This window comes from Streptomyces sp. NPDC030021, assembly GCF_055574035.1.
On record NZ_JBVIAH010000043.1, the window covers coordinates 1 to 15,848 of the forward strand.

Here is a 15,848-nt window from a genome sequence, read left to right on the forward strand (position 1 = left end):
GACGGCCCGCGCCGTACACCGCCGAGCCGCCCGCAGGGTCCGGGCAGCGCCCGGCGGGGATCCGGCCCGCGCCGTACACCGCCGAGCCGCCCGCAGGGCAACCGGCAGACGGCCCGGGCCGAAGCACACCGCCGAGCCGCCCGCAGGGCAACCGCGGCCGTTGTCAGTGCGGTGGTTCACGATGGGGGGATGGCGCGCAAAGGACAGCAGGGGCAGCAGCAGACGGTGAAGGCGGCGCGGCGGCCGGAGCTGAGGCTCCCGGAGCTGACGGTGTGGGACGGGGGTGAGCTGGAGCCGGACGGGGACTACGACGGGCTGGAGTTCGCTGATCTCGACCTGGCGGGGCAGGAGGGGATCGGGTCCCGGTTCATGGACTGCGCGGTGCGGCGGTGTGCGCTGGACGAGGCGGGGCTGGCGAAGGCGCGGGTCCTGGATTCGGTGCTGGAGGGGGTCCGGGGGGTGGGGACGGACCTGTCGGGGGCCTCGCTGCGGGACGTGGAGGTGGTGGACGCGCGGCTGGGCGGGGTGCAGCTGCACGGGGCGGTGCTGGAGCGGGTGGTGGTTCGCGGGGGCAAGATCGACTACCTGAACCTGCGGAAGGCGCACCTCAAGGACGTGGTCTTCGAGGGGTGCGTGCTGGTGGAGCCGGACTTCGCCGGAGCGGTGCTGGAGCGCGTGGAGTTCCGGGACTGTGCGCTGCGGGGGGTCGATTTCAGCGGGGTGCGGATGGCGGACGTGGATCTGCGGGAGGCGTCCGTGCTGGAGATCGCGCGGGGGGTGGAGGCGCTGGCCGGGGCGGTGATCAGCCCGGCGCAGCTGTTCGATCTGGCCCCGGCGCTTGCTTCCCAGTTGGGGGTGCGGGTGCTGGCGTAGCCCCGTCGGGTGCGGCGCCGTTGCGGGGGCCGCTGCCCCCGGGCCCCCGCCGGGCGCTGCCCGGACCCGCGCCTCGGACTCCCCCGGCTACCGCTGGGAGGTGCCCCCTGGCGAGGCTGGAGGGGGGCCGGGCTGGAGGGGGCCGGGTGGGGTGGTTGCGGCGAATGGCCGAGTAGGTGGGTGTCCGGACGAGCGGGTCGTCGGATGGGGTGTCTAACGTCGCAGGCAGACACATCGGTGCACGAGGCCTGTGGAGGTGCCATGTCCCATCGGGGCCGCCGGCTGGCGGGCGCATGCGCCAGTGCGGTCGCCGTCGGCCTGCTCGTCGTGTGGGTCGTCCTCGGCACACCGCCGCCGCGGCACGGTGCCGGGGGCAGCGCAGGGACCGAGGGCGCCGAGGGCGCCGGGACCGCCGTGGGCGCCTATCTCCACTACGGCTCGCCCGGCGTCGAGCGGATGCAGGAACTCTCGCGCTGGCTCGGCGGTACCGAACTGCGCGCCGGGCACACCTATCTGCCCGGCGACACCTGGGAGAACATCGAGGGGGCACCCGATTCCCTGCGCACCTGGGCACGGTGGCGCAACGAGCGGGCCGATCGGCTGTTCGTCCTGAACGTGCCCATGCAGGAGCGCAACGAGGCCGGTGTCCCCGACGATCAGGTCGCGGAGCTGATCCGCTCCGGCGCCCAGGGGGCGAACGACCACCACTTCAGCCAGCTGGCCCGGCGTCTGGTCGACCTCGGGGTGCCGGACACGGTGATCGTCCTCGGCTGGGAGATGAACGGCTTCAACTACACCCACCGGTGTCGTCCCGACCCCGAGAACTGGAAGACGTACTGGCGGCGCATCGTGGCCGCCATGCGTTCGGTGGAGGGGCAGCGGTTCCTCTTCGACTACGCCCCCAACCGCGGGGGTGACGCGATCGCCTGGACCAGCTGCTATCCCGGCGACGACGTGGTCGACGTCCTCGGTATGGATTCCTACGACCAGGAGCCCGGCCGTACCTTCGACGAGCAGGTCACCCAGCCCTACGGACTCCAGCAGCAGGTCGACTTCGCGAAGGCGCACGGCAAGCGGATCTCGTACCCCGAATGGGGGCTGTTCCGGCACGGGGACAATCCCGAGTACGTGCGGGGCATGCTGGCCTGGTTCGCCGAGCACGAGCCGTTCTACCAGAGCATCACCGACTACTGCCCGCACGGTGTGTGGCAGTGCGGGCAGAATCCGCGCTCCACAGAGGTGTTCCGGGAGTTCCTGTCCGGCGGAGGGTTCTGACTACGCGGGGACGCGGGGGAAGCGGGCCTGGAGGGTCCAGATGGCCGGGTTGTCGGCGAGGCCGTCGTGCATGTCGATCAGGTCCGCGATGAGGTCGTGCAGGAAGTCGCGGGCCTCGCGGCGCAGCAGGCGGTGGCTGAAGGTCAGCGGGGCTTCCTCGGCCGGCATCCAGTCGGCTTCGACGTCGACCCAGCCGAAGCGGCGCTCGAAGAGCATCCGGTCCGTGGACTCGGTGAAGTCGAGCTCGGCGTACTGCCGGTTGGCGGAGCGGTTGCCGCGGGGGTCCTTGTCGAGCTGTTCGACGATGTCGCACAGGGCCCAGGCGAAGTCCAGTACGGGCACCCATCCCCAGGCTGTGGACACTTCCCGGTCCGCGTTGGTGTCGGCGAGGTAGACGTCCCCGCAGAACAGGTCGTGCCGCAGGGTGTGGACGTCCGCGGAGCGGTAGTCGGTCTGCGGGGGGTCCGGGAAACGCCGGGAGAGGGAGTAGCCGATGTCGAGCACGTAGCTGATGGTGTCACGGGTGCCGGGGGTGCTCACCTCCGGTGTCAGGGCAGGAGGCGCTGTTCCTTGGCCACGGAGACGGCGCCCGCGCGGGTGTCGACGCCGAGCTTGTCGTAGATGCGGCCCAGGTGGGTCTTGACGGTGGCCTCGCTGATGAACAGGGCGCGGGCGATGTCGCGGTTGCCCAGGCCCCGGGCCAGCTGGCCGAGGATGTCGAGTTCGCGGTCGGTCAGGGTGGGGCGGGTGCCGCGCATGTGGGCCATGACCCGGCTGGCCACCGGTGCGGACAGGGTGGTGCGGCCCTGGGCCGCGGAGTGGATGGCGGCGAAGAGTTCCTCCGGGCGTTCGGCCTTGAGGAGGTAGCCGGTGGCGCCGGCGCCGATCGCGCGGGTGATGTCCGCGTCGGTGTCGTAGGTGGTGAGGACCAGGACGTGCGGGGGCCGGGGGAGCGCCGTGATGCGGCGGGTGGCTTCGACGCCGTCGATGCCCTCGCCGAGCTGGAGGTCCATCAGGACCACGTCGGGGTGGAGTTTCGCGGCGAGGGCGACGGCCTCCTCGCCGCTGCCCGCCTCGCCGAGGACTTCGATGTCGGGCTCGCTGCCGAGCAGGGCCAGGAGTCCGGCGCGGACCACCACGTGGTCGTCGCAGAGGAGGATCGTGGTCATGGGGCCGGCTCCAGGGGGATGGCCGCGGAGAGGACGGTGCCCTCGCCCGGCGTGGATTCGATCGTCAGGGTGCCGCCGAGCTGGCGGACGCGGGCCCGCATGGCCGGGAGGCCGTGCCCGCGGTCGGCGGCGTCGGCGCGGGGTTCGGTGAAGCCGTGGCCGTCGTCGGCGATGTCCAGGACGACCTGGTCGCCCAGGAAGCTCAGGGTGAGTGCGGCCGTACGGGCGCCGGAGTGCTCGCGGACGTTGGCCAGCGCGCCCTGGGCTATGCGCAGCAGGGCGGACTGGACGCGGTCGGGGAGCGGGGCCGGGGTGCCTTCGAGGTGGAAGCGGACCTCGATGTCCGGGCCGGCGTCGAGGGAGCGCAGGGCTTCGGCGAGGCCGGCGCCGTCGGCGAGCTCGGGCGGGGCCAGGTCGTGGACGAGCCGGCGGGCCTCGGCGAGGCCGTGTGCGGCGATGCCGGTGGCGGTACGGACGTGCGCGCGGGCGGTGGCCGGGTCGGTGTCCCAGGTGCGGTCCGCGGCCTGGAGCAGCATCTGCTGGCTGGACAGGTTCTGGGCGAGGGTGTCGTGGATCTCCATGGACAGCCGCTGCCGTTCGGCGAGGGTGCCTTCGCGGCGTTCGGTGGCGGCCAGCTCGCGGCGGGTGCGGATCAGGTCGTCGATGAGGGTGCGCTGGGCCTGGGCCTGGCGCTCCATGTGGACGAAGACGGCGGTGGCGAGGGCGGCGACGGCGGGCGGGGCCAGGAGGAGGTTGGGGTCGAAGGACTTGGCCAGCTGGAGCTGGGCGATCACCACGAAGCCCGTGAGGAGGGCCACGAGGACGATGGCGGCGCGTGGCGGGAGGGTGCGCAGGGCGGTGAAGAACAGCGGTACGGCGCACCAGGCGAAGCTCGGCGCGAGGACGACCAGGACCATCCAGGTGGTGACGACCAGGCCGAGCCACAGCAGCCGTCGGGCGGTGGGGGCGGCGCCGAGGGCGGGGCCGAGGACGTAGAGCAGGGCCAGGGTGACGCTGAGGGCGATGATCCACGGGGTGCGGGGTTCGCCGGGGTGGCGCAGCAGGAAGCGGACCACGGAGGCGCCGAGGAGCAGGAAGAACGCGGTGTGGGCGACCGTCGTCAGGGTTCGGGTGTCCGGCTTGCTGGTGGGGTGGCTCACCGGTTGCTCCTGGTGTGCGGGGGTCGCGTTCATTGTCGCCTGCGGCGCCGTTGCCGGGGCTCCGCCCCGCACCCCGCGCCTCAAACGCCGGCGGGGCTGAACGAGCGGGGCTCCGCCCCCGCACCCCGCGCCTCAAACGCCGGCGTGGCTTGGGGGAGCGGCGAGGCTGGAAGAGCGGGGCTCCGACCCCGGCCCCGCGCCTCAAACGCTGGCGGGGCTGGTAAGAGCCGGCGGGGTCGTGACCAGGAAATACCTCGCCGGAGGCGGGCCGCATCGACCGATCGGATGACCCTCGGGTCAGCCGGTGAGGTGGGTGGGGCGAGCCGGTACGGGGACGGGGTGCGGGGGGTTCCGGGCCGAGGCTTGGAGCAGTGAAGGAGCCGGTCCGACCGGCCCGGACCGACCCGATGCCGACCCCGTGCCACCGTGCCACCGTTCTCAGGAGCAGAGATGAACACCCGCACCCGCGTTCTCACCGGTACCGCCCTCGCCGTCGCCCTGGGCGCCGGGGCCTTCGGTGCCGTGAGCGCCAGCGCGACCCCCGCCTCCGACGTCGCTTCGGCGTCCGTCGCCTCGGTCTCCTCGAAGAAGGACGGGCCGGGCGACAAGAACTTCACCACGACCACGCACCTCACCATCGACGCCGCGACCCGCGCCGCCGAGGCCGCTCTGAAGGCCGCCGAGTCCGAGAACCAGAAGGTGACGGTCGCCGTCGTCGACCGCAACGGCAACACCATCGTCACCCTGCGCGGCGACGGCGCGGGTCCGCAGTCCTACGAGTCGGCGCAGCGCAAGGCCTTCACCGCCGTGTCCTGGAACGCCCCGACCTCGGTGCTCGCGGGCCGGCTGGCCCAGACCCCGAACCTGAAGGACATCCCGGGCACCCTCTTCCTCGGTGGTGGCACCCCGGTCCAGGCGAACGGCGCGCCCGTCGCCGGTGTCGGTGTGGCCGGTGCCCCGAGCGGTGACCTGGACGAGAAGTTCGCCAAGGCGGGCGTGGACGCGCTCGGCAAGTAACCCGCCCGGCCGGCCCGCCTAGGATCGAGTGCGTGGAACCCCGTGCTCTCTCCCGCCTCGCCGCCCCTGCCGTCGCCGCCCTGCTCGCCCTCACCACGGGGTGTACGGGGGACACGGTGCAGGGGCGGCCGGGTGCGTCGGGGCTGCGTGATCCGTACTTCCCCCGGGCCGGGAACGGCGGCTACCAGGTCGATCACTACGCGCTGGACCTGGACTACGACCCCGCCGACGGGCAACTGCACGGCAAGGCCGTGATCACCGCCCGCGCCGAGCAGGCGCTCAGCTCCTTCAACCTGGACTTCAGCGGCCTGGACGTCGGGGGTGTGACCGTCCAGGGCGAGGGGGCCCGGTACAACCGGACCGGCAACGAGCTGACCGTGCGCCCCGCCGAGGACCTGGAGAAGGGCGAGGTCTTCCGTACGGAGGTCGACTACAGCGGGAAGCCGAAGCCCTTCGCGGATCCGGACGGCTCCAAGGAGGGCTGGATCACCACGGAGGACGGCGCGGTCGCCGTCGGCGAGCCGGTCGGTTCGATGACCTGGTTCCCCGGCAACCACCACCCCAGCGACAAGGCCGCGTACGACATCACCCTCACCGTTCCCCGCGGCTACGAGGCGGTGTCGAACGGTGAGCTGCGCTCCCGTACCGAGGACGCGGACGGGCGGACTTCCTTCGCGTGGCACAGTCCGGAGCCGATGGCGAGCTATCTGGCGACCGCCGCCATCGGGCCGTACAAGGTGACGACCGGGCGGACGCCCTCGGGGGTCGGCCTCTACAGCGCCGTGGCGCCCGGGGAGGAGGCCGCGAGCAGCGGCCCGCTCGGGCGGCTGCCGGAGATGGTGGAGTGGGGCAGTGGCCGGTTCGGCCCGTACCCCTTCGCCTCGGCGGGCGCGATCGTGGTGCCCGCCGGGACCCTCACCTATGCGCTGGAGACCCAGGGCCGGCCCGTCTACTCCGGCGCGCCCAAGGACGAGGAGCTCGTCGTGCACGAGCTCGCGCACCAGTGGTTCGGCGATTCGGTGTCGCCGAAGTCCTGGAAGGACATGTGGCTCAACGAGGGTTTCGCGACCTACGCCGAGTGGCTGTGGGCCGAGGACCACGGCGGGCCCACGGCGCAGGAGCACTTCGAGGCCTTCCGGACCGGTGACACGGACGTCGACGAGGACGCCGGCGTCGACTGGTACGCGTTCCCGCCGGCCGACCCGCCCGGGCCCCGGGACATCTCCGCGGAACCGGTGTACTACCGCGGTGCGATGGTCCTGCACCGGATCCGGCAGGAGGTGGGCGACGACAAGTTCTTCGCCCTGGTGCGCGGCTGGGTCGCCGACCACCGGCACGGGAACGCGAGCACGTCCGAGTTCACCGCCTACGCCGAGGAGAAGACGGGGCACGACCTGAAGAAGGTCTGGGACGTGTGGCTGTACGGGAAGGACCGCCCCGCGTAGGGACGCGGTTCCGCTACGGGGCTTCGAGGGGCTTGCGCAGCACGGTGCAGTCGCGGCCCATCTCGCGGTCCTCGGACTGGCGCAGGGTGAGGTACCCCTGGGACTGCCAGAAGGCGAGGGCCTTGGGGTTGTTGTCGAGTACGGCGATGCGTACGCCCGCGCGTCCGGCGGCGCGGAAGCGGTCCTCGACCAGGGTGGCCACGGCGCGGCCGTATCCCTCGCGGTGCGCGGTGGCGTCGATGAGCAGCAGGCCGATCCACGGGTCCGGGTCGTCGGCGGCGGGTGCCTGCGCGAGGGTGGCGGCCAGTCCGACGAGGCGGCCGGCGGACCGGGCGAGGAGCACCTCGGCGCTGTCGTGGGCGAGTTCACCGGCAAGCGCGGCGGCGACCTGTTCGACCGTGATGCGGTCCGGGTCGGGGAAGTCTCCGCTGAGTTCGAAGAACGCGTGGTTCGTCGAGTAGAGGGCGGCGATCTCGGTGAGTACCGGGCCGGGAAGGGCGCCGTCGATGGGGACGAGCGGTTGCAGGATCACCCGTCGAACGGTAGCGAAGCCCCCTCCCCGGACGGCCGGGAGGGGGCTTCACCAGCGCTGGTGTCCGGCGGGTGCCGGACCTGGCGGGGTCAGACGTTGACGCCGAAGTCCTGCGCGATGCCGGTGAGGCCGGAGGCGTAACCCTGGCCGACCGCGCGGAACTTCCACTCGGCGCCGTTGCGGTAGAGCTCGCCGAAGACCATGGCGGTCTCGGTCGCCGCGTCCTCGGAGAGGTCGTAGCGGGCGATCTCGGCGCCGCCGGCCTGGTTCACGACGCGGATGTACGCGTTGCGGACCTGGCCGAAGTTCTGGCTGCGGGCCTCGGCGTCGTAGATGGAGACCGGGAAGACGATCTTGTCCACGTCGGCCGGGAGGCCGGCGAGGTTGACGTTGATGGCCTCGTCGTCGCCCGCGCCCTCGCCGGTGCGGTTGTCACCGGTGTGGACGATGGTCTGGTCCGGGGTGGACTTGTTGTTGAAGAAGACGAAGTGGCCGTCGGAGACGACCTTGCCCGTCGGGTTGACGGCGATCGCCGAGGCGTCGAGGTCGAAGTCGACACCGGTCGTCGTACGGACGTCCCAGCCGAGGCCGACCGTGACGGCAGCGAGGCCCGGGGCCTCCTTCGTGAGCGAGACGTTGCCGCCCTTGGACAGGCTGACAGCCATGGGAATGTCCCTTTCCTCATCCAACATGCACGTACAGGCGGTCAAACTACCGCTGCCCCCTATAACGCGACGAGAGGCCGGTCGGGTTCCCGTCGTGAATTGTCCGTGACGGCGGATCTCCGCAGGCCGAATGCGGAGGGCGGTAAATACGGGTGACGGCGGCCGGGCCGGGGGCGGATCATAGGGGCATGCCTGGTCCTTATGTCATCCGCGGTTCGGTCGTGCTCCCCGAGGGAGAGCTCGCCTGGCGCTTCTCGCGGTCCTCGGGGCCCGGCGGTCAGCACGTGAACACCTCGGACTCGCGCGCGGAGCTGCTGTTCGACCTGGCGGCCACCAAGGCGCTGCCCGAGGTGTGGAAGGAGCGGGCGCTGGAGCGGCTCGCGGCGAGGCTGGTGGACGGGGTGGTGACCGTACGGGCCTCCGAGCACCGCTCGCAGCTGCGCAACCGGGAGATGGCGCTGGTCCGGCTGGCCTCGCTGCTGGCCGAGGCGACGGCGCCGCCGCCGAGGCAGCGCCGGGCGACGAAGATCCCGCGCGGGATCAACGAGCGACGGCTGCGCGAGAAGAAGGCACGGGCCGAGACCAAGCGCGGCCGCACGGGGCGGGACTGGTAGCCCCGCCCGTGCCCGTCTTACGCGCCTCGGGATCCCTTCGAGCGCCACGAGCCCCGCGTGCCCCGCGTGCCCTGCGCGTCTTACGGGCGCTCCGTGCCCTACGAGCCCAGGTGCCGGTAGCGCCCGCGGAAGTGCGTCAGCGGCTGGCCGTCCGGGGACGGCAGCCCGGCCGTCAGGACCCGGCCGACGACCAGGGTGTGGTCGCCCGCCTCGACGCGGTTCTCCGTACGGCATTCCAGGGTGGCCAGGGCGCCGCTCAGCAGGGGCGCGCCGGAGGCCCCACCGCGTACGTACGGCAGGTCGGCGAAGAGCAGCCGGTCGCTGATGCGGCCCTTCATCGCGAAGCGGCCCGCCACCTGGAGCTGGTGGTCGGCGAGGACCGACACCGCCCACAGGGGCTGTTCCGCCAGCAGGTCGTCCATCCGGGAGCCCTCGCGCAGGCTCACCAGGACCAGCGGCGGGTCCAGGGACACGGACATGAAGGCGGTCGCCGTCATGCCGACGTCCTCGCCGCGCGGGCCGTCCGCCGTCAGTGGGGGCTCGTGCGCGGTGATCAGGCACACGCCCGCCGCCAGCCGGGACATCGCGGCCCGGAACTCGTCATTGCTCACTCCCTCAGCATGGGGGGTTCCGTGGGACGGGGCGGGTACGGGGGTCGTCTTCAGCACGCTGAAACGCTAACCTCGCCCTTCCGCGCCGCACATCGGGCCCTGGTCCGAGTCGCGTCCCCGCCCCTTGGCCTAGGCCCGGGCGTATCGTTTGCTCACGGGAATGGGAGGGAGCGCTCCCAGCCGTGCACGAGCCCACTGCGTACCGATATTCACCTGATGTGACTTGAGTCACAGAGGGCAAGATTTGTTGACCCTGTGTACCTGCCGCACAGCTCACTGTGATTCAGTGGACGGGACACCGCAACGAAACGCCGATGACAAACCTGGAGTTGCTGTCGAGGTCTCGGGGAGAGCGAGCAATGGAGACCGAGTCGGAGCCGTACGTCCGTCTTGCGACCCTGCGGCAGCTGCACCGGGTGGTGGCCGAGCTCAATACGGCCCGGAGCCTGGCGGACACTCTGCAGACCGTCGTGGACGGCATCGTCGTGGGGCTCGGCTACGAACTCGCCTGTGTCAACCTCGTTCGCCCGGACGGTGATCTCGTCGTCGCCGCCTTCGCCGGCGACCCCGCCGCCGAGGCCCTCATCACCGGCCGCGTCGGCTCCCGAGCCTCCTGGGAACGCCGCCTGACGATGGGTGAGAACTGGGACGGGCTCAGGTTCATCCCGCACACCGAGGGCTGGGTCCTCATGGAGGACGACGTCCCGCAGTGGCACACCGACGGCCCCGATCCGCGCTTCGAGGACGAGTGGCACCCCGAGGACCGGCTCTACGCCCCCATGTATGCGTCCGGCGGGGAACTTCTGGGTGTCATTTCGGTGGACAGACCGCGCAACGGCCGCCGGCCCGGCGCCTGGGGCCGCGAAGCGCTCCAGATGTACGCCTTCCAGGCGGCGATTGCGATCAGCAATGCAAGACTCCGGGCGAACATGCAGCGGGCCCTGGTCCGGCTGGAGCGTGAACAGCAGGCGCTGCGCGCCAGCGAGGAGTCCTTCCGGCAGGCCTTCGAGTACGCGCCCAGCGGCATGGCCATCGCCGAGATGGGCGGCGACCAGCACGGCCGGCTGCTGCGGACCAACGACGCGCTGTGCCGGCTGCTCGGCCGGCCCGCCTCCGTCCTGCGCCGCTACTCCTTCTCCGACCTGGTCCACCCCGAGGACATCGGCACCCTGCTGCGCACCTCCGCCGAGGGCGGCCGCGCCGAGCTGCGCCTGGGCCGCCGCGACGGCACGTATGTATGGGTCTCGCTGCGCAACTCCGTCGTCGCCGACGCCGCCGACGGACCCCGCTTCCTGCTCACGCACGTCGAGGACATCGAGGAGCGCAAGCGGCACGAGCTCCAGCTCGCCCACCGTGCCAGCCACGACTCGCTGACCGGCCTGCCCAACAGCGCCGAGCTGCGGGCCCGGCTCGGCGCCCGGCTGTGCCGTAGGCCACAGTCCGCACGGGCCACCGCGATCGAGGCGCTGGACGCGGCCTTCGAGGGGCGTGACGGATACGACGGGCACGCGGCGCACGGGGCCCACGGGGGGCATGCGGGGCACGACGGGCACCCGGTGGGGGCGGAGGCGGGTGGTGCCGGTGAGCACGGGTTTCATGCGGACGGCCCCGACCGGTTCTCCGGGTCCGACCCCTTCGAATTCCCCGGGGCGCCGCCCGCCCCGTCGGACGGTCCGTACGACCACCACGTACACACGGTGGCGCCCGCGACCGACATCGACGACGGGACCAAGGGACTCGCCGTCCTCTTCTGCGACCTGGACGGCTTCAAGTCGATCAACGACCGGTTCGGGCACCACACGGGCGACGCGGTCCTGATCGAGGTGGCCCGGCGGCTGACGACCGGCGTCAGGGACGGTGACACCGTCGCTCGGCTGGGTGGTGATGAATTCGTCGTCCTGGCCGACGGCCTGGGCGCCGCCGACGCCGCCGACCTCGCCGTCCGGCTGCGCAACGCGATCATCCCGCCGATCCGGGTGGACGGCCGTGCGGTGCGGGTCGGAGCCAGTTTCGGCATCGGTTGGGCGAGTTGCGGGATGTCCGCGGACGAGGTGCTGCGCTCCGCCGACCAGCGGATGTATATCGAGAAAAGGTCCCGGTCGAAGGCCCATCGCCGGGCGGGATGAAGCGGTCTGCCGCTCGTGGGCGCACGTGTTCGGGGTAGGCTCCCGGGGGTCGAAAGGAGTGACCTGCGATGACGACGCCCGCGAACAACGGCCCGCACGGTGGGGCGAACAAGCCCGAGGACGACGATCCGTTCGGCTATCTCTACGAGGATGGCCAGGCGGCCGGAGCCACACCGCCAGGTCAGGGCGGCGCATACGGCTACCCGGGAGCCGCGGCGGGCGGTCCTTCCGGCGCTCAGCCCGGAGTTCCCCGCACCTCCCACCACCAGGTGCGGACGGTCGGCGAGCGCCGTAACGGCGGCCAGCGCGGCCAGGTGCCCGCGCAGCAGCCCCCCGCGTACCCGCAGTACCAGGCCCCGGAAGCGCTCCAGGCGGGCGGCTACGGCGTCCCGCAGCAGGCGCAGCCCCCGCAGCACCCGACCCAGACGGTCCACCAGCCGGGCGGTCACGGTCACGGCGGCGGTAGCGGCTCCAGCCGCCGGGGTCTGCTGATCGCAGCGGTCGCGGTGGTCGCCGTGGTCGTGATCGGCATCGTCGCGGCACTGCAGTTCGGTGACAAGGACAAGGGCAAGGAACAGCCCACCGCGAACGAGGGCCAGCAGTCGGCGGCCCCCCAGAAGCCCTCCAGCCCGGCCCCGAGCGAGAAGCCGTCGCAGGCTCCGCTGCCGAAGGCCGACTTCGCCGGCAGCGGCATGTCCCTCACGGGCGGTGCGGTGCTGCAGAACACGGTGCCGGGCGCGAAGAGCGAGGGCGGCCAGTACGTGGGCGGCCTCAACGCGCAGGGCGCGGCGGCCACCTGGTCGCTGGACGTCCCCAAGGCGGGCAAGTACAAGCTGAAGATGACCTACGGGGTGCCGGGCAAGGACGCCAGCACCACGCTGACCATCAACGGCGAGGCGCAGACCCGGCCGGTCAACATGGCGAACTTCTCCAAGGCCGCCGCGGGCGACTGGGCCAAGGGCTGGACCAACACCTACTCGCTGGTGGATCTCAAGCAGGGCGCCAACACGATCAAGATCTCGTGCGAGGCGGGCAACCAGTGCGAGGTCGTCCTCGACCAGCTCTGGCTGGAGCAGGGCTGATCCGCCCCGCGCCCCCGGCGGCCCGCCCCGGCTAGGCCGTCGTGATCTTCACCGACCCCCGTACCTCCTCGTAGGTGCGGGGGTCGAATGCTCCCGCCACCGGGGCCAGGACCGTGGCCGCCGAGAGGGCGACCGCGCGGGTGAGGCGGGCGGGCCAGTCCAGGCCCTCAGCCACCGCCGACAGCAGGCCGGCGACCGCGGAGTCGCCGGCTCCGGTCGGGTTGCCGGCGAGCCGGCGCGGCGGGGCAGCCTGCCAGCAGCCCTCGGCGGTGGCGGCCAGCAGGCCGTCCGGGCCGAGCGAGGTGACCACCGCGTGGGCACCCCGGCGGCGGGCGTCGCGGGTGGCGGGGAGCGGGTCGCGGGATCCGGTGAGCTCGGCCAGTTCGGCGGCGTTCGGCTTGATGATCTCCGGGCGGGCGGCGACCCCGCGGCGCAGGGCCTCGCCGCTGGTGTCCAGGAGTACGGGGACCCCGGCCGCCCGGGCCGAGCGCACGAGCAGCGCGTACGCGCCCACCGGCACGCCCGGCGGGAGGCTGCCGCACAGGGCGACGGCGCGGGCGCCGTGCACGAGGTCCTCGTAGCGCGCGAGGAAGCGCGACCACTCGGCTGCCGTGATCAGCGGCCCCGGCTCGTTGAACTGCGTGGTGTCGCCGGAGGCCGCGTCGGCCACGGCCACGGTGCGGCGGGTGTTGCCGGCGCAGGGCACCAGGGCGTCGACCACTCCGGGGGACTGGGCGAGCAGTGCGCGGACGACGGAGCCGACCGGGCCGCCGGCGAAGCCCGTCGCGGTCACCTCGTGGCCGAGGGCGGCCAGGACGTGCGCGACGTTGATCCCCTTGCCGCCGGCGCGTTCGGTGACGGCGGAGACCCGGTGCGAGGCGTGCGGAAGCAGCCTCGGCACTTGGTACGTGACGTCGAGTGCGGTGTTGAGCGTCACGGTAAGGATCATCGGCACTCCCGGGTCTGATGCTGCCGGGATCATGCCAAACGCAGGGCGGTCGGCCCAGTCCCGGGGCCGACCGTTTTCCCTGTGCACAGCCGCTCGGCCGTCAGATCATCGGTCAGGAGGGCGGGCTGACGATCCATTCGCCGCGCCGCATGACTCCCGTGACGTCGAACGCGGCGTCCAGCACGACGAGGTCCGCGTACTTGCCGGGCTCCAGCGAGCCGATCTCGTCGTACAGGCCGAGGAGCTTGGCAGGGTTGGCGGAGATCGCCTGGACCACGGACTCCACCGGCAGCTTGTCGAGGGTCACCGAGCGCTTGAACGCGGTGTCCAGGGTCAGCGTCGAGCCGGCGATGGAGCCGCCCTCCACCAGCCGTGCCACGCCGTGCTTGACCTCGACCTCCAGCGGGCCGAGGTGGTAGGTCCCGTCGCCGAAGCCGGCCGCGTCCATCGCGTCGGTGATCAGCGCGACGCGGTGCGCGCCCGCGTGGTGGAAGGCCAGTTCCAGGGCCGCCGGGTGCAGGTGGGTGCCGTCGTTGATGAGCTCGACGGTGATCCGCTCGTCCTCCAGCAGTGCGGCGATCGGGCCGGGTTCGCGGTGGGCGAGGGGCGGCATCGCGTTGAAGAGGTGGGTGGCCACGGTCGCGCCCGCGTCGATGGCCGCGCGCGTCTGCTCGTACGTGGCGTCCGTGTGGCCGATCGCCGCGATGACCCCGTGTTCGGCGAGCAGTCGTACGGAGTCCAGGCCGCCCGGCAGTTCGGTGGCGAGGGTGAACATGCGGGCGGCGCCGTGCGCGGCGTCGATCAGCTTGCGGACCTCGGCCGGGTCGGGGTCGCGGAGCAGGTCCTCCTTGTGGGCGCCCTTGCGGCAGGGGTTGATGAACGGCCCCTCGAAGTGGATGCCGGCGATCTCGCCCTGCTGGGTCAGCTCGGCGAGCAGGGCGGCGCGGCGGGCCAGTTCGTCCAGGTCCCCGGTGACGGTGGAGGCGACCAGGGTGGTGGTGCCGTGCTCGCGGTGGGTGCGGACGCCCTTGAGGACGTCCTCGGCGGTGCCGGAGGTGAACGAGGCGCCGCCGCCGCCGTGGTTGTGCATGTCGACGAAGCCGGGGACGATCCAGTGCCCGGTCAGGTCGACGGTCCGCGCACCCTCGTGGGCGCTGCCGGCGATCCGGTCGCCGTCGACGATGACCCTGCCGTTCGCCACCGTTCCGGTGGGCAGCACCACCCTGGCGCCCGAAAGAACAGTGCTGTGCGCGCTTCCGGACATCAGGCAGGTACCTCCGTGGCGAGTAGGTCCCAGGCGAGCAGCCCTGCGCCCAGGCATCCGGCGGTGTCCCCGAGGGCAGCCGGAACGATGTGGGGGAGCCGCTGGAACGTCACGCGCTCCTCCACGGCCCTCCGTAGTGGTGTGAACAAGGTCTCCCCGGCCTCCGCCAGCCCGCCGCCGATGATCAGCGTGCGCGGGTCCAGCAGGGTGATGGCGGTGACCAGTCCGTCGGCGAGGGCGCCGACGGCGGCCAGCCAGACCTCCCGGGCGCGCGCGTCCCCGGCCGCGACGGCCTTGGCGCAGTCCGCGGCGTCGGCGTCCGGGTCGCCGGAGGCGGCCGCCCAGGCGCGGCTGACGGCCGCGGCGGAGGCGAGGGTTTCCAGGCAGCCGTGCTGGCCGCAGCCGCAGGCGGGGCCGCCCGGGCGCACCACGATGTGCCCGATCTCGCCCGCGTAGCCGTGGGCGCCGGCCTCGATGCGGCCGGCGATGCCGATGGCTCCGGCGATGCCGGTGCCGAGCGGGACGAAGAGGAAGCGGTCGGCGCCCCGGCCGGCGCCGATGCGGCCCTCGGCGAGTCCGCCCGTGCGCACGTCGTGGCCGAGGGCGACCGGGATGCCGCCGAGGCGGCTGCTGAGCAGGGCGCGCATCGGTACGTCGCGCCAGCCCAGGTTCGCCGCGTAGACGGCGATCCCGTTCTTGGCGTCGACGATGCCCGGGACGGCGACGCCGGCGGCCGAGGCGGGCCGTCCGAAGCGTTCCCGGCCGGTGTCGAGCAGCTCGGCGGCGAAGTCCTGGATCGTCTCGACGACGGCGTCGGGGCCCCGCTCGCGGCCGGTGGCCCGGCGCGCTTCGTGGAGCAGGGTGCCGTCGCCGGCGACGAGGGCGGCCTTCATCCCGGTGCCGCCCACATCGAGGGCGATGACGTGTTTCACGGGTTTCACAGAGACAGTCTCGCGTGCTCGGCGGGGAAAGGTCTAGTCCATTGGGAGGGATTGTTGAGTGGCCATACAAATTCGGGACCCAGGTCGGGAGCCCGATGTGGACGAGCCGCCAAAGTGGTGTAGAC

15 protein-coding genes and 1 pseudogene are annotated in these 15,848 nt (G+C 72.5%); 7 read left to right on the top strand and 9 right to left on the bottom strand.

The window, feature by feature from the left end:
• The first annotated feature begins 189 nt into the window (after positions 1-189).
• Both ACZ4YL_RS40765 and ACZ4YL_RS40770 read left to right on the top strand, forming a co-directional pair.
• Positions 190-873, top strand: coding sequence for a pentapeptide repeat-containing protein (locus ACZ4YL_RS40765; RefSeq protein ID WP_468123526.1), 684 nt, complete (start codon positions 190-192; stop codon positions 871-873).
• A 261-nt stretch (positions 874-1,134) separates the two neighbouring features.
• Positions 1,135-2,136, top strand: a pseudogene (locus ACZ4YL_RS40770) (glycoside hydrolase family 26 protein); the annotation flags it as partial.
• 12 nt (positions 2,137-2,148) lie between these two features.
• On the opposite strand, the gene ACZ4YL_RS40775 reads toward ACZ4YL_RS40770, so the two are convergent.
• The 3 genes from ACZ4YL_RS40775 to ACZ4YL_RS40785 are packed head-to-tail and all read right to left on the bottom strand — an operon-like array spanning position 2,149 to position 4,510.
• Positions 2,149-2,652 (bottom strand): hypothetical protein, encoded by a 504-nt coding sequence (locus ACZ4YL_RS40775; RefSeq protein WP_079405330.1) that lies wholly within the window; start codon positions 2,650-2,652, stop codon positions 2,149-2,151.
• 44 nt (positions 2,653-2,696) lie between these two features.
• On the bottom strand, positions 2,697-3,317 hold the full coding sequence (locus ACZ4YL_RS40780) for a response regulator (RefSeq protein WP_030009243.1): 621 nt from the start codon (positions 3,315-3,317) through the stop codon (positions 2,697-2,699).
• The gene (locus ACZ4YL_RS40785; RefSeq protein ID WP_468123528.1) at positions 3,314-4,510 is read right to left on the bottom strand and encodes a sensor histidine kinase; all 1,197 of its coding nucleotides are present in this window, start codon (positions 4,508-4,510) and stop codon (positions 3,314-3,316) included. Before ACZ4YL_RS40785 ends, ACZ4YL_RS40780 begins: the two co-directional genes overlap by 4 nt.
• A gap of 417 nt (positions 4,511-4,927) precedes the next feature.
• On the opposite strand from ACZ4YL_RS40785, the gene ACZ4YL_RS40790 reads away from it, so the two are divergent.
• Complete coding sequence (locus ACZ4YL_RS40790) at positions 4,928-5,494, top strand: GlcG/HbpS family heme-binding protein (protein WP_373044633.1); 567 nt, start codon at positions 4,928-4,930, stop codon at positions 5,492-5,494.
• Between the two features lie 32 nt (positions 5,495-5,526).
• The gene (locus ACZ4YL_RS40795; protein WP_468123530.1) at positions 5,527-6,939 is read left to right on the top strand and encodes a M1 family metallopeptidase; all 1,413 of its coding nucleotides are present in this window, start codon (positions 5,527-5,529) and stop codon (positions 6,937-6,939) included.
• Between the two features lie 13 nt (positions 6,940-6,952).
• Here ACZ4YL_RS40795 and ACZ4YL_RS40800 read toward each other — a convergent pair whose 3' ends face one another.
• Both ACZ4YL_RS40800 and ACZ4YL_RS40805 read right to left on the bottom strand, forming a co-directional pair.
• Entirely contained in the window at positions 6,953-7,471 is a 519-nt protein-coding gene (locus ACZ4YL_RS40800) for a GNAT family N-acetyltransferase (RefSeq protein ID WP_468123531.1), read from the bottom strand.
• Positions 7,472-7,560: 89 nt separating this feature from the next.
• Entirely contained in the window at positions 7,561-8,136 is a 576-nt protein-coding gene (locus ACZ4YL_RS40805; RefSeq protein WP_030718836.1) for a TerD family protein, read from the bottom strand.
• Between the two features lie 188 nt (positions 8,137-8,324).
• Between ACZ4YL_RS40805 and arfB the strand changes: the two genes are divergently transcribed.
• Positions 8,325-8,750 (top strand): alternative ribosome rescue aminoacyl-tRNA hydrolase ArfB, encoded by a 426-nt coding sequence (arfB, locus tag ACZ4YL_RS40810; RefSeq protein WP_390802707.1) that lies wholly within the window; start codon positions 8,325-8,327, stop codon positions 8,748-8,750.
• A 98-nt stretch (positions 8,751-8,848) separates the two neighbouring features.
• On the opposite strand, the gene ACZ4YL_RS40815 is transcribed toward arfB, so the two are convergent.
• Positions 8,849-9,418, bottom strand: a complete 570-nt coding sequence (locus tag ACZ4YL_RS40815; RefSeq protein ID WP_468123533.1) for a flavin reductase family protein — start codon at positions 9,416-9,418, stop codon at positions 8,849-8,851.
• Between the two features lie 302 nt (positions 9,419-9,720).
• Between ACZ4YL_RS40815 and cdgB the strand changes: the two genes are divergently transcribed.
• On the top strand, positions 9,721-11,487 hold the full coding sequence (cdgB, locus tag ACZ4YL_RS40820; RefSeq protein ID WP_468123534.1) for a diguanylate cyclase CdgB: 1,767 nt from the start codon (positions 9,721-9,723) through the stop codon (positions 11,485-11,487).
• A gap of 68 nt (positions 11,488-11,555) precedes the next feature.
• The gene (locus tag ACZ4YL_RS40825) at positions 11,556-12,569 is read left to right on the top strand and encodes a CBM35 domain-containing protein (RefSeq protein WP_468123536.1); all 1,014 of its coding nucleotides are present in this window, start codon (positions 11,556-11,558) and stop codon (positions 12,567-12,569) included.
• Positions 12,570-12,600: 31 nt separating this feature from the next.
• Here the strand turns inward: ACZ4YL_RS40825 and ACZ4YL_RS40830 are convergent, their stop codons facing one another.
• The 3 genes from ACZ4YL_RS40830 to ACZ4YL_RS40840 all read right to left on the bottom strand — a co-directional run bounded on the left by ACZ4YL_RS40830 (position 12,601) and on the right by ACZ4YL_RS40840 (position 15,714).
• Positions 12,601-13,518, bottom strand: a complete 918-nt coding sequence (locus ACZ4YL_RS40830; RefSeq protein ID WP_468123538.1) for a 1-phosphofructokinase family hexose kinase — start codon at positions 13,516-13,518, stop codon at positions 12,601-12,603.
• A 112-nt stretch (positions 13,519-13,630) separates the two neighbouring features.
• Positions 13,631-14,782: an N-acetylglucosamine-6-phosphate deacetylase gene (gene nagA / locus ACZ4YL_RS40835; protein WP_468123539.1), complete on the bottom strand. Its 1,152-nt coding sequence runs from the start codon at positions 14,780-14,782 to the stop codon at positions 13,631-13,633.
• The gene (locus ACZ4YL_RS40840; protein WP_468123552.1) at positions 14,782-15,714 is read right to left on the bottom strand and encodes an ROK family protein; all 933 of its coding nucleotides are present in this window, start codon (positions 15,712-15,714) and stop codon (positions 14,782-14,784) included. The genes nagA and ACZ4YL_RS40840 overlap by 1 nt, the downstream gene beginning before the upstream one ends.
• Positions 15,715-15,848: the final 134 nt, after the last annotated feature.

Bases quoted from the DNA above. Each gene is read 5' to 3' on its own strand.
- ACZ4YL_RS40765 (WP_468123526.1), top strand. From the start codon at position 190: ATGGCGCGCAAAGGACAGCAGGGGCAGCAGCAGACGGTGAAGGCGGCG.
- ACZ4YL_RS40780 (WP_030009243.1), bottom strand. From the start codon at position 3,317: ATGACCACGATCCTCCTCTGCGACGACCACGTGGTGGTCCGCGCCGGA.
- ACZ4YL_RS40785 (WP_468123528.1), bottom strand. From the start codon at position 4,510: ATGAACGCGACCCCCGCACACCAGGAGCAACCGGTGAGCCACCCCACC.
- ACZ4YL_RS40790 (WP_373044633.1), top strand. From the start codon at position 4,928: ATGAACACCCGCACCCGCGTTCTCACCGGTACCGCCCTCGCCGTCGCC.
- ACZ4YL_RS40805 (WP_030718836.1), bottom strand. From the start codon at position 8,136: ATGGCTGTCAGCCTGTCCAAGGGCGGCAACGTCTCGCTCACGAAGGAG.
- arfB (WP_390802707.1), top strand. From the start codon at position 8,325: ATGCCTGGTCCTTATGTCATCCGCGGTTCGGTCGTGCTCCCCGAGGGA.
- cdgB (WP_468123534.1), top strand. From the start codon at position 9,721: ATGGAGACCGAGTCGGAGCCGTACGTCCGTCTTGCGACCCTGCGGCAG.
- ACZ4YL_RS40825 (WP_468123536.1), top strand. From the start codon at position 11,556: ATGACGACGCCCGCGAACAACGGCCCGCACGGTGGGGCGAACAAGCCC.
- ACZ4YL_RS40830 (WP_468123538.1), bottom strand. From the start codon at position 13,518: ATGATCCTTACCGTGACGCTCAACACCGCACTCGACGTCACGTACCAA.
- nagA (WP_468123539.1), bottom strand. From the start codon at position 14,782: ATGTCCGGAAGCGCGCACAGCACTGTTCTTTCGGGCGCCAGGGTGGTG.